The sequence below is a fragment of the Terrisporobacter hibernicus genome, assembly GCF_020809405.1.
Classification (GTDB): domain Bacteria; phylum Bacillota; class Clostridia; order Peptostreptococcales; family Peptostreptococcaceae; genus Terrisporobacter; species Terrisporobacter petrolearius.
Map to the genome: position 1 here is coordinate 1,997,689 of NZ_CP081135.1, position 12,436 is coordinate 2,010,124.

The window sequence follows — 12,436 nt, forward strand, 5'->3', positions numbered from 1 at the left end:
ATAAAATATGTCCGATATAAATTCTTTTTTAAATGGTTTTATTGATATAATATTAAGAATGAGTATAAATGATGTTGTAGATATATTAATTGTAGCTTATATATTCTATAAAATTTTTATGTTTATAAAGGATACAAGAGCAGAGCAAGTTTTTAAGGGAATAGTAGTTTTATTACTTGCAACTCAACTTAGTTCTGTATTTAAATTACATACATTGTACTGGATCTTAGTCAATGCATTAAATGTAGGGGTTCTAGCGGTTTGCATAATATTCCAACCTGAACTTAGAGCTGGTTTTGAACATTTAGGGAGAACAAACTTTAACTTGATTGGAAAAGGTGGAGAAAACGCTGAAAATAAAAAATTAGATAAGACAATAGATGAAATTGTAGAAACGCTATATTCGCTATCAAGACAAAGAATAGGAGCTCTTATTATATTGGAAAGGGAAACAAAAATATCAGATATAATAGGAACTGGGACTATAATTGATGGAGATGTTTCGAGACAATTATTAATAAATATATTTATACCAAACACACCTCTACATGATGGTGCAGTAGTAATAAGAGGTAGTAAAGTAAAAGCAGCGGCATGTTTTTTACCGTTAAGTCAAAGCAAAGATTTAACAAAAGATTTGGGAACTAGACATCGAGCTGGTGTAGGAATAAGTGAAGTTTCTGATTGTATCACTTTAATAGTTTCAGAAGAAACAGGAGAGGTTTCTATAGCTAAATCAGGCAAGTTATATAGAGATATTGCTAAGGAAAGAATGGCTAATATATTAAAGAAAAATTTAAATAAAACAACAGCTGAAGACAAAAGTTTCTTTAAAGGTGGGATATTTAAATGAAGAGTAATTTAAAAAGAAATACAAGAATAAAATTAATAGCTTTACTTAGTTCTATAGTATTGTGGATGTATGTCATGGCTATAGTAGACCCGGAAGATACAAAAATTTTTGAAAATATACCTGTGACTATAACTAATGCAGAGGAACTACAAGATAATGACTTGATAGTATATCCAGAAACAGATTTAGTAGCTGATATTTATATAACAGGAAAACTATCTGATTTGCAAAAAATAAGTAAAGATGATATACATATATATGGCTCTATAAACAATCCAATTGAAGGTAAAAATTATCTGTATTTAAAAGTTAATACTACAAAACAAGTATCATATGAATTTAAATCAGATTTTATAATTGTTAAATTGGAGAAACTTGTACACCAAGAAAAAAATATTAATACTGAAATAATTGGACAATATAAGGATGATGTAGACACAGTTACATTACAACAAAGTGTGGCTAATATATCAGGACCTAGAGTTTTAACAGATCAAGTTGACTATATAAATGCAACTGTTCAAGTAGATACCAAGGATAAAAATAAAGCAACTAAAAGAGTAAAATTAATACCAGTGGATACAGATGGTAAAGAAGTTAAAGGGGTTAATTTAGATATAAAAACTATAAATGCAGAAGTTACTTTTTTAGAAGAAAAACAAGTACCTATAAATATTCAATTAAAAGATGAAAAAGCAGATACTAAGGTATATGAGTTAACACCAGAAATAGTAATGATAAAAGGTAAAAAAGAAGTATTAGAAAAAATTAATTATATAAATACTCAAAAAATAGATTCTACTGATATAGGAGTTTCTAAGGAAGTAGATTTAATCATACCAGAAGGTGTAGCTGCTGAAGAAACTACGACAATCGTAAAACCAAAGGATGAGGAAAGTTTAATTCAGAGATTAATATATAATAATTCAGAGATAGAACTAAGAAACAATACTCAGGAAATAAAGGCATCGGATTTGAATATTCCTGACAGTATAAATGTTGAAGTTCAGTTGGATAGTAATAATACAAAGTTATCTAAATCAGATATAGATTTATATATAGATTTAGAAAATGGGTATGATAAAAATAAAGAGTACTTAATTAAATATAAATCAGATACATCTTTTGAGAATGTTAAAATAATACCAAGCACTGTTGGAAAATAAAAATTTTATATAAAAATAAGTGTAACCTAGTTGGAATTTTGTATACAAATTAACAGGTTACACTTTTTAATTTGTTAAGAATTTATCGAATTAAATTTAATAAAATATAGTATAATTAAAAAAAATATTAAAAAAACAAAGTTAGAATTTTCTGAAAATTTAAATTTTTTGTCAAAAAAAGTAGGTATAAAAAAATATTTATCTGCTAGAAGTCGCTTATTTACTCATTAAATTCAAATATAAACCAGCAAAAATAATAATAATTAAAAAATTTATTTAAAATTTCATTTTAATATTATACAATCATAAATAATTTATGCTAGAATATATGTAGAAATAAAAAAATGTAAAAACTTAAAAATTAAAGTTTGCATAAAAAATATAAAAGCAGTTGAAACAAATCTTTAGATTATTTAAATCAAAAGAGCATCAATTAAACCAAGTTTTAAAACAACTAAATATTTGAAATTTAGGAGGAGAAAATGAGGAACATAGACGATATTATTAAATTTGCTAAAGAAAGAGGCCCAAAAACTGTTTCGGTAGCTTGTTGTCAAGACAAAGAGGTACTAATAGCAGTTGAAAATGCTAGAAAAGAAAATATAGTAAATGCAATTTTAGTTGGTGATATTGAAAGAACTAAAGAAATTGCAGATGAATTAGGTATAAGCCTAGAAAATTATAAATTAGTGGACATTAAAGATTTGTCAGAAGCATGTTTAAAAGCCGTAGAGTTAGTATCTAGTGGAGAAGCTCATATGGTGATGAAGGGGTTAGTAGACACTTCAATTATATTAAAAGCGGTACTTAATAAAGAAATTGGATTAAGAACAGGTAATATATTAAGCCATGTAGCAGTGTTCGATATAGAAGGATACGATAGACTATTCTTTGTAACAGATTCAGCTATGAACCTAGCTCCAGATGTAAATGCTAAGAAGCAAATAATTGAAAATGCATGTTCAGTTGCAAGATCATTAGATATAGAAGAACCAAAGGTGGCACTAATATGTGCCAAGGAAAAGGTTAACCCTAAGATGAAGGATACTGTAGAGGCAAAAGAATTAGAAGATATGTACCTTCGTGGGGAAATAAAAGGATGTATGGTTGGTGGGCCTTTTGCTTTAGATAACGCTATTAGCGAAGAAGCTGCAAGACATAAAGGAATGGATCACCCTATAGCAGGAAAAGCTGATGTATTAGTAGTTCCAGATATAGAAGCAGGAAATGTATTATATAAATCTATAGCGTTTTTTGCAAAATGTGAAAACGCAGGTTTAATAGTGGGAGCAAAAGCACCTATCATATTAACATCTAGAGCTGATAGTGATAAAACAAAGTTAAACTCAATAGCTTTAGGGGTTTTAGCAAGTACAAAAAAATAATATAAAAATAAATAAAGGAAGGTTACTATAGTGGGAGATTATAAAATTTTAACAATAAATCCAGGCTCAACGTCAACTAAGATTGCTGTATTTGAAAATGAAGAATTATTATATGAGAAAACACTAAGACATTCTTCAGAAGAAATAGGTAAATACGAAAAAGTTGCAGATCAATTTGAATTTCGTAAAAGTGTTATAGAAGATGCTTTAAAAGAAGCAAATTTAAAAGTAGAAGATTTAGATGCAATAGTAGGTAGGGGAGGACTTTTAAAACCAATACAAGGTGGAACTTATAAAGTAAGTGATGCAATGGTAGAAGATTTAAAAGTTGGTGTACTAGGAGAGCATGCTTCTAACTTAGGTGGAATAATAGCAAAAGAAATGGCTGATGAAGTATCTATACCATCTTTCATAGTAGATCCAGTTGTTGTTGATGAGATGGAAGATGTAGCAAGAATATCTGGAGTACCAGAAATTCCAAGAGTAAGTATTTTCCATGCTTTAAATCAAAAAGCAATTGGTAGAAGAGCTGCTAAAGATATGAATAAAAACTATGAAGACTGTAATTTATTAATAGTTCACATGGGTGGAGGAGTTACAGTTGGTGCTCATAAAAAAGGTAAGGTAATTGATAACACAAATGGCCTTGATGGAGAAGGTCCATTCTCACCAGAAAGAAGTGGAGGACTTCCAGTTGGTGGATTAATGAGATTATGTTATGGAGATCAATTAAGCAAGGCTGAAATAGGAAAAAGAATAAAAGGTAATGGTGGAGTAGTTGCTTATTTAGGAACAAATGACATGAGAGATGTTGAAGATATGATTGCTAAGGGCGATGAAAAAGCTGCTTTAATATATGATGCTATGGTTTACCAAATATGCAAGGAAATAGGAGCATATTCTACAGTTCTTAAAGGTGAAGTGGATGCAATAATTTTAACTGGAGGAATAGCTTATTCTCAAATAATAAGAGAAAAAATAGAAGATAGAGTTAAGTTTATAGCACCTGTAAAAGCTTATCCAGGAGAAGATGAAATGATTGCTCTTGCTCAAGGAGGACTTAGAGTATTAAATGGCGAAGAAGAATCATTAGATTATGAAAAAGAAGCTTCAGCTTATTAATATATACTGAAAATAGGTGAAAATTTATGATAAAAGACGACAAAAGAGTTAGACTTTTTATAGGTCATTATGGAAGTGGAAAAAGTGAAGTTTCTATGAACTATGTAACTATGCTTAGAGAATTGGTTGATGGAGAAGTTGCACTAGCTGATTTAGATGTAGTAAATGTATATTTCAGAACAAGAGAAAAGAAAGATTTAATGAGACAGTTAGGAATAACACCTATTGACAGTTCTATTCAAACAACAACACTTGATGTTCCAGCTGTTTCAGCAGAAGTAATGAGACCACTACATGATGATAAAGTTAACTATGTGGTAGATGTAGGTGGAGATAATGTAGGTGGAAGAGTGGTTGGTAGATTTGCTGAACACTTTAAACCAGAAGACTACGATATGTTCTTTGTAGTTAACGCTAACAGGGAGAAAACTCAAACTGCACAAGAGGTTCTTGGGTTTATAGATGCAATAGAAGCTTCTTCAAAACTTAAGGTAACAGGCCTTGTAAATAACACTCATCTACTAAGAGAAACAACAGTAGACGATGTATTAAAAGGCCAGGAAGTTGTAAGAGAGGTTTCTAAAATTAAAAATATACCAATTAAGTATGTTTGTTGCTTAGAAAGTCTTGTAGATAAGTTACCAAAAGATCTAGAAGGAGATATATTGCCTATAAAACTTTATCTAAGGGAAGAATGGATGTAGTTTTGAGCTCAATATAAGAAATAATTAAGGGAGGCTTAATAATGGCTAAAGGAAAAGTGATTTTCAATGAAGAACGCTGCAAGAGTTGTGGATTATGTATAGAAGCATGTCCAAAAGGAATACTTGCTATTGACACAGAGGTTATAAATGCAAAAGGTTATAACCCAGCTAAAATAGTTGATGAAGAAAAATGCATAGGCTGTGCAAGTTGTGCATTAATGTGTCCAGATGTAGTTATAACAGTAGAAAGAGATTAATTATTTAAAATAAGGGGGATTAATAATGGCTAAAATTCTTATGAAAGGTAACGAAGCATTTGGTAAAGCAGCTATAGAAGCTGGTTGCCACTACTTCTTTGGTTACCCAATAACTCCACAAAGTGAATTACCAGAATATTTATCAAGAGAACTACCTAAGGTTGGAGGAGCTTTTGTGCAAGCAGAATCTGAAGTTGCTGCTATAAACATGGTTTATGGTGCAGGAGGAACTGGTACAAGAGTTATGACATCATCATCTTCACCAGGGGTAGCATTAAAACAAGAAGGAATAACATATTGTGCAGGTGCAGAAGTACCATGCGTAATTTTAAATATAATGAGAGGTGGTCCAGGACTAGGAACTATACAACCATCTCAATCAGACTACTACATGTCAACTAAAGGTGGAGGAAATGGTGACTATAGAACACCTGTATTTGCTCCAGCATCTGTTCAAGAAGCAGTTGATATGATAATAGAAGCATTTGATGTAGCTGACATATACAGAACACCAGCTATGGTTGTTGCAGATGGTATGATAGGTCAAATGATGGAACCAGTTGATTTTGATAAAGAAAGAAGAACTAGAGAATTACCAGAAAAAACTTGGGCTTCAAATGGAACAAAAGGTAAAAGAATACCTAATGTAATAAACTCTTTATACTTACAATCAGAAGAGTTAGAGCAACACAACTTAAAATTAGAAAAGAAATATCAAGCAATAGAAGAAAATGAAGTTCAATATGAAATGTATAATACAGAAGATGCAGAATTAGTATTTGTTGCTTATGGAACTGTTTCAAGAATAGTTAAAACAACAGTAGATCAAATGAGAGAAGAAGGGCACAAAGTAGGTTTAATAAGACCTAAAACATTATGGCCATTCCCTAACAAAGCATTTAAAGAAATACCAAATGCTAAAAACTTATTGGTTGTTGAGATGAGTTTAGGTCAAATGATAGACGATGTTAAACTAGCTTGTGAATGTAAATTACCAGTAGACTTCTACGGAAGATCTGGTGGTATGATACCATCTCCAGCTGAAATAGCTAATAAAGCTAAAGAAATAATAGGGGGTGCTAAATAATGTCTGTAGTATTTAAGAGAACAGAAGGATTACAAGATGTTACTACTCACTACTGTCCAGGATGTACTCATGGTATAATCCATAGATTAGTAGCAGAAGTTTTAGAGGAAATGAATGTATTAGGAGATGCTATAGGTGTAGTTCCTGTAGGATGTTCAGTTTTAGCATATAAATATTTTAACGTAGATACTCATGAAGCTGCCCATGGTAGAGCTCCAGCAGTAGCTACAGGAGTAAAAAGAACTCATCCAAACAATGTAGTATTCACATATCAAGGTGATGGAGACTTATCTTCAATAGGTATGGCAGAAATAGTTCATGCTGCAGCTAGAGGAGAAAAAATAACTACTATATTCGTAAACAACGGAATTTATGGAATGACTGGTGGTCAAATGGCTCCAACTACATTATTAGGACAAAAAGCTACAACTGCTCAAGCTGGTAGAAGTGCAGAGCTTAATGGTTTCCCAATAAGAGTTAGTGAAATGCTAGCAACTTTAACTGGTGCTGTATTTGTAGAGAGAGTTTCTGTAGATACACCAGCTAACGTAAGAAAAGCTAAAAAAGCTATAAAAAAAGCTTTCCAAGTTCAACAAGCAGGATTAGGATTTGGAATAGTTGAAGTATTATCAACTTGTCCAACTAACTGGGGATTGAACCCAAATGATGCATTACAATGGTTAAGAGACAATATGATGTCTTACTATGAATTAGGAAACAAAAAAGATATAGAAGTTGAAGTTGAGGAGGCGAAATAATATGTCAACATCAAGAGTAATATGTGCAGGATTTGGTGGTCAAGGTGTTATGTCTATGGGACAATTATTAACTTATGCAGGAATGCTTGAAGGGAAAGAAGTTTCATGGTTACCATCTTATGGGCCAGAAATGCGTGGAGGTACTGCAAACTGTGCAGTAACTGTATCAAATAAGCCAGTTGGATCACCTGTTATAACAGATGATGCTACTTGTGCTGTTATAATGAACAAACCTTCTATGAAGTTTGTTAACGATGTTGTTCCAGGAGGACATATATTAGTTAATAGTTCATTAATAGATGCAAAAGTTGAAAGAGATGATGTTCATGTAACTTATATACCAGCTAATGAATTAGCAACTGAAATAGGAATGCCTAAAGTTGCTAATATGATAATGTTAGGTGCTTGTTTAAAAGTTACTGAATCAGTTGATATAGAATCAGTTCTTCAAGCTTTCTTAAAAGTTTTCGGAGAAAGAAAATCTAAATTCATACCAATGAATAGAGAAGCTTTACAAAAAGGTATGGATGCAGTAGAAACTGTAAAAGCATAATTTAAAAAATAAAATTTTTATATTATATAAAAAAGGCAATAGAAATAATTCTATTGTCTTTTTTTCGTTTAAGTATTAAAATAATCCTATGGTTATAATTAAAGACTAATATTTAATACATAAACTGATAAAAATAATTTTACGGATATAGATATTCTCGTTATGAAAGGAGCTTTTTGATGAGAAAATATTTTGGGACAGATGGAGTAAGAGGAGTAGCAAATACAGAACTTACTTGTGATTTAGCATATAGACTTGGAAGAGCTGGAGGGTATGTTTTAGCTCAAGGAGACCACAGAGTAAAAGTTGTAGTAGGTAAAGATACAAGGATGTCGGGAGACATGTTAGAGTCAGCTCTAATTGCTGGCTTAATGTCAGTTGGATGCGATATAATCCCAGTAGGGGTTATACCAACACCAGCAGTTGCATATCTAACAAGAAAATATAATGCAGATTGTGGTGTTGTTATATCGGCATCACATAATCCTATGGAAGACAATGGTATCAAATTCTTTAATAAAGATGGATATAAGTTAGATGATGAAATAGAGTTAGAAATAGAAAAATATATTGAAGACATAGAAAAAGTAGATTGCAACCCAATTGGAGAAAATGTAGGAGTTATAAATCATGAACACAATGCTTTAAGAGACTACGCAGATTATTTAAAATCTATAATAAATATAGACTTAACTGGAATGAAAGTAGTTTTAGATTGTGCTAATGGGGCATCTTACGAAGTTGCACCAATAGTATTCAAGGAATTGGGAGCAAATGTTATAGATATAAATACAGCTCCAAATGGAAAGAATATAAATGATAAATGTGGATCTACTCATCCAGAAATGTTACAAAAAACTGTAGTAGAAAATAAGGCAGATTTAGGATTAGCATATGACGGAGATGCGGATAGATTAATTGCTGTTGACGAAAATGGAAACATTGTAGACGGTGACCATATAATGATATTAAGTGCAGTATATCTTAAGAAGAAAAAACAACTGTCAAATGACACATTAGTAATAACTGTTATGACTAACATAGGGTTAAATGTTGCAGCAAGGGAACAAGGTATAAATCTAGAAACTACAGATGTAGGAGATAGATATGTTATAGAAGCTATGAAAAAAGGTAATCTTAACTTAGGTGGAGAACAATCAGGGCATATGATATTCCTTGATTACAACACTACAGGAGATGGAGTTTTAAGCTCATTAATGTTATCGAAGATAATAAAAGAAGAAAATAAAACTTTATCAGAATTAGCTTCAATAATGAGTGTTTACCCACAAGTATTAGTGAATGTAGAAGTAAAAAACGAAGTGAAAAATAAATTCATGGAAGTTGAAGAAATAAAAGATGAAATAGCAAGAATAGAAGAATTAATGGAGGGTTGTGGAAGGGTATTAATTAGACCATCTGGAACACAACCATTAGTTAGAGTTATGCTAGAGGGTAAAGAGGAAGGTCAAATCAATGAGTTAGCTAATAACTTAGCTAATCTTATAAAAGAAAAATTATCGTAAACTACAAGTAAATACTAAGAAAAATTTTAGTATTTACTTTATAAGCGCCAGAACTTAACAATAATATAATTTTTATTAGTAGTATTGGGGGTTAAGTTGACGAGGACAGAGTTAATCGATTTTTCGGCGGGTGCTCTGCGGTGTGTTTACCATCGTTAAGGTTTTCTCAAATCATAGAAGTGATTCTGTGGACAAAGGAAAACTAAAGTAAGCTTTTTCATGACCTAACTCTAAAAATATATAAAATAATATTTTTAGGAGGACACATAATATGTGTGGAATAGTTGGATATTTAGGAAAGAGACAGGCAACAGAAGTTTTAATAGAAGGTCTGTCAAAATTAGAGTACAGAGGATATGACTCTGCAGGTGTTGCCGTAAATACTGGTGACGAATTAGAAATAAGAAAGTTCAAAGGAAGACTTGCAATACTTGCTGAAGACTTACAAAAAAATCCTATTGATGGACATTTAGGAATAGGGCATACAAGATGGGCAACTCATGGAGAACCATCAGATGTAAACTCACATCCTCATTACAATATGGATAGAACTATAGCTGTTGTTCACAATGGAATAATAGAAAACTACCTTGAATTAAAAGCAGAATTAGAATCTGAAGGAGTTAAATTCTTATCTCAAACAGATACAGAAATAGTAGCTCACATGGTAAGTAAATACTATGAAGGAAATCTTTTAGAAGCAGTATATAAGGCAACTGAAAGATTCAGAGGAGCATATGCTCTAGGTGTAGTATGTGCTGACAATGTAAATGAACTAGTTGCAGTTAGAAAAGACAGTCCATTAGTTGTAGGTTTAGGTGAAGATGAAAACATGGTAGCATCTGATATACCTGCAATATTAAAATATACAAGAAATGTTTACTTCTTAGAAAATGGTGAATTCGTTCATATAGAAGGAAATAAAGTAACTGTTTTAAATGAAAAGAAAGAAGTAGTAGAAAAAGAAGTAAGTGAAATAACTTGGGATGTGGAAGCAGCATCTAAAGGTGGATTTGATAGCTTCATGGCAAAAGAAATCTACGAACAACCAAAAGGTGTAGAAGATACACTTCTTAGAAGATTAGACGAAGATGGAAAGATAAAACTAGACGATATAAAAATAACTAAAGAAGATTTAGAAAAAATAAACAAAGTTTATATAGTAGCTTGTGGTACTGCTTATCATGCAGGACTTGTTGGAAAAAATGCTATAGAAAAATTTGCTAAAATACCAGTTATAGCTGATATAGCTTCTGAATTTAGATATAGCGATCCATTTGTAGATGAAAATACTTTAATAATAATAGTAAGTCAATCAGGAGAAACAGCTGATACTTTAGCAGCACTTAGAGATGCTAAGTCAAAAGGTGCTAGAGTATTATCAATAACTAACGTTGTTGGTTCGTCAATAGCTAGGGAGTCTGACGATATATTCTACACATGGGCAGGACCAGAAATAGCAGTTGCATCTACAAAAGCTTATACAACACAATTAACAGCATTTTATATGATAGCATTAAATTTAGCTATGACAAAAGGAACTATAAGTGAAGAAGAATACTTTAAAATGATAGATAAATTAAAAGAGATGCCATCACAAGTTGAAAAAGTATTACAAAGTGACGAATTAATAAAAGAAATAGCGACTGAAATAAAAGATAAAAATGATATGTTCTATTTAGGCAGAGGAATTGACTATGCACTAGCGATGGAAGGTTCTTTAAAAATAAAAGAAATATCTTATATGCATGCTGAGGCTTTTGCTGCTGGAGAATTAAAACATGGAACAATAGCTTTAATAGAAGAAGGAACACCTGTTTTAGTTTTAGCTACTCAAGAACAGTTATTTGAAAAGATGTTATCAAATATGCAAGAAGTTAAAGCTAGAGGAGCTAAAGTTATAGCAATAGCTAAAGAGCATAACAAAGAAGTAGAAAAATCAGCTGATAGAGTAATATATATACCAGAAGTTGATGATATGTTTGCAAGTATAACAGCTGTTGTACCAATGCAGCTACTTTCATATCATGTAGCCCAAATGAGAGGGTGTGACATAGATAAGCCTAGAAACTTAGCTAAGTCAGTTACAGTTGAATAATAGGAAACAATTAGACAATAAATAATATAGAAGGTTATATACTAAAAGTATATAACCTTTTTGTTCTTAAGTAATTATTTATCATATTAAAAATATTAATTTTAATCATATTAAGTCGTATATCCTTTTTGATAATGTCAATAATTTAAATAAAAGCTAACACAAATAATTTATTAAGGGGGATTTACTATGAAAGTTATAAAATTTGTTACAACTTTCTTACTATTATTCATCATAGGAATATTTACATCTTATGCAGATGTAAAATATAATACATGGACTGATAATTTTATAAAAGTATTTGATCAAACAGAAGCGAATTTTAAGTTTTATAATATAAAAATTAATTGTGTTGTATCAGATATAAACAATAAAAAACAAATAGAAAATATGTGTACAGATATTGTAAATTCTTTAAATATAAAATCAGATAAAATTATAATGAGAGAAGAAAATGACAATGGGGTTAAAATTTACGCTCAAATTAAAGATAGCTCTTACAATGTATCATTCACAGCAATCAAAAAAAATAGTAAAGAATACTATATAATTATTGACATATTAGGCAATAAGTTATATAAAAATATAGGAGATATTTATCGAAACTTAGATGATATACTTAATAGATGCTCAAATGATGCAGAGATTTACCTTTGTATGGCTGGAGAATATACAAAAAAATTACAATTATATAAATGTAATGATATTTTAGAAAATATATTGTATAATATGAATGCAAAGGAAATAGATAGAGTAAGAGAAGATAGCTTGGTTTCTGTTACAGCATATAGTAATTTGCTAACAGAAAACGATTTAGATTATTTAGAGAATAAGATCAATTTAAATATAGGAATTAGGTATAGCGATAATGAAGATAAGACTTTAATCTACATGGCTACACCTATAATAAAATTAGATTATTAAGTT

At 30.7% G+C, this 12,436-nt stretch carries 12 protein-coding genes; all 12 read left to right on the top strand.

Translation table 11 applies throughout. The features are described 5' to 3' along the window. Positions 1-7 precede the first annotated feature (7 nt). The 12 genes from cdaA to JW646_RS10070 all read left to right on the top strand — a co-directional run bounded on the left by cdaA (position 8) and on the right by JW646_RS10070 (position 12,433). Entirely contained in the window at positions 8-853 is an 846-nt protein-coding gene (cdaA, locus tag JW646_RS10015; RefSeq protein WP_074920454.1) for a diadenylate cyclase CdaA, read from the top strand. Further along, positions 850-2,019 carry a CdaR family protein gene (locus tag JW646_RS10020; RefSeq protein WP_228417344.1) on the top strand — a complete coding sequence of 390 codons (1,170 nt, stop codon included), beginning with the start codon at positions 850-852 and terminating at the stop codon, positions 2,017-2,019. Before cdaA ends, JW646_RS10020 begins: the two co-directional genes overlap by 4 nt. A gap of 482 nt (positions 2,020-2,501) precedes the next feature. Next, positions 2,502-3,404 (top strand): phosphate butyryltransferase, encoded by a 903-nt coding sequence (locus tag JW646_RS10025; protein WP_074920452.1) that lies wholly within the window; start codon positions 2,502-2,504, stop codon positions 3,402-3,404. Positions 3,405-3,434: 30 nt separating this feature from the next. Next, a complete protein-coding gene (gene buk, locus JW646_RS10030; RefSeq protein WP_074920451.1) occupies positions 3,435-4,526 on the top strand; it encodes a butyrate kinase in 1,092 nt (363 codons plus the stop codon). Positions 4,527-4,552: 26 nt separating this feature from the next. Further along, a complete protein-coding gene (locus tag JW646_RS10035; protein WP_074920450.1) occupies positions 4,553-5,230 on the top strand; it encodes an ATP-binding protein in 678 nt (225 codons plus the stop codon). Positions 5,231-5,271: 41 nt separating this feature from the next. Next, on the top strand, positions 5,272-5,487 hold the full coding sequence (locus JW646_RS10040) for a 4Fe-4S binding protein (RefSeq protein ID WP_039681417.1): 216 nt from the start codon (positions 5,272-5,274) through the stop codon (positions 5,485-5,487). A gap of 25 nt (positions 5,488-5,512) precedes the next feature. Next, positions 5,513-6,574, top strand: a complete 1,062-nt coding sequence (locus tag JW646_RS10045) for a 3-methyl-2-oxobutanoate dehydrogenase subunit VorB (RefSeq protein ID WP_074920448.1) — start codon at positions 5,513-5,515, stop codon at positions 6,572-6,574. After that, complete coding sequence (locus JW646_RS10050; protein WP_074920447.1) at positions 6,574-7,332, top strand: thiamine pyrophosphate-dependent enzyme; 759 nt, start codon at positions 6,574-6,576, stop codon at positions 7,330-7,332. The genes JW646_RS10045 and JW646_RS10050 overlap by 1 nt, the downstream gene beginning before the upstream one ends. 1 nt (position 7,333) lies before the next feature. Beyond that, positions 7,334-7,885, top strand: coding sequence for a 2-oxoacid:acceptor oxidoreductase family protein (locus tag JW646_RS10055; RefSeq protein ID WP_074920446.1), 552 nt, complete (start codon positions 7,334-7,336; stop codon positions 7,883-7,885). 179 nt (positions 7,886-8,064) lie between these two features. After that, entirely contained in the window at positions 8,065-9,411 is a 1,347-nt protein-coding gene (gene glmM, locus JW646_RS10060; RefSeq protein WP_074920445.1) for a phosphoglucosamine mutase, read from the top strand. Positions 9,412-9,682: 271 nt separating this feature from the next. Further along, a complete protein-coding gene (gene glmS / locus JW646_RS10065) occupies positions 9,683-11,509 on the top strand; it encodes a glutamine--fructose-6-phosphate transaminase (isomerizing) (RefSeq protein WP_228417345.1) in 1,827 nt (608 codons plus the stop codon). A 189-nt stretch (positions 11,510-11,698) separates the two neighbouring features. Then, a complete protein-coding gene (locus tag JW646_RS10070) occupies positions 11,699-12,433 on the top strand; it encodes a YwmB family TATA-box binding protein (RefSeq protein ID WP_228417346.1) in 735 nt (244 codons plus the stop codon). Positions 12,434-12,436 lie beyond the last annotated feature (3 nt).

Coding starts and splice junctions, on each gene's coding strand:
- JW646_RS10040 (WP_039681417.1), top strand. CDS start 5,272: ATGGCTAAAGGAAAAGTGATTTTCAATGAAGAACGCTGCAAGAGTTGT.
- glmS (WP_228417345.1), top strand. CDS start 9,683: ATGTGTGGAATAGTTGGATATTTAGGAAAGAGACAGGCAACAGAAGTT.
- JW646_RS10020 (WP_228417344.1), top strand. CDS start 850: ATGAAGAGTAATTTAAAAAGAAATACAAGAATAAAATTAATAGCTTTA.
- JW646_RS10025 (WP_074920452.1), top strand. CDS start 2,502: ATGAGGAACATAGACGATATTATTAAATTTGCTAAAGAAAGAGGCCCA.
- JW646_RS10050 (WP_074920447.1), top strand. CDS start 6,574: ATGTCTGTAGTATTTAAGAGAACAGAAGGATTACAAGATGTTACTACT.
- JW646_RS10035 (WP_074920450.1), top strand. CDS start 4,553: ATGATAAAAGACGACAAAAGAGTTAGACTTTTTATAGGTCATTATGGA.
- JW646_RS10055 (WP_074920446.1), top strand. CDS start 7,334: ATGTCAACATCAAGAGTAATATGTGCAGGATTTGGTGGTCAAGGTGTT.
- cdaA (WP_074920454.1), top strand. CDS start 8: ATGTCCGATATAAATTCTTTTTTAAATGGTTTTATTGATATAATATTA.
- JW646_RS10070 (WP_228417346.1), top strand. CDS start 11,699: ATGAAAGTTATAAAATTTGTTACAACTTTCTTACTATTATTCATCATA.
- glmM (WP_074920445.1), top strand. CDS start 8,065: ATGAGAAAATATTTTGGGACAGATGGAGTAAGAGGAGTAGCAAATACA.
- JW646_RS10045 (WP_074920448.1), top strand. CDS start 5,513: ATGGCTAAAATTCTTATGAAAGGTAACGAAGCATTTGGTAAAGCAGCT.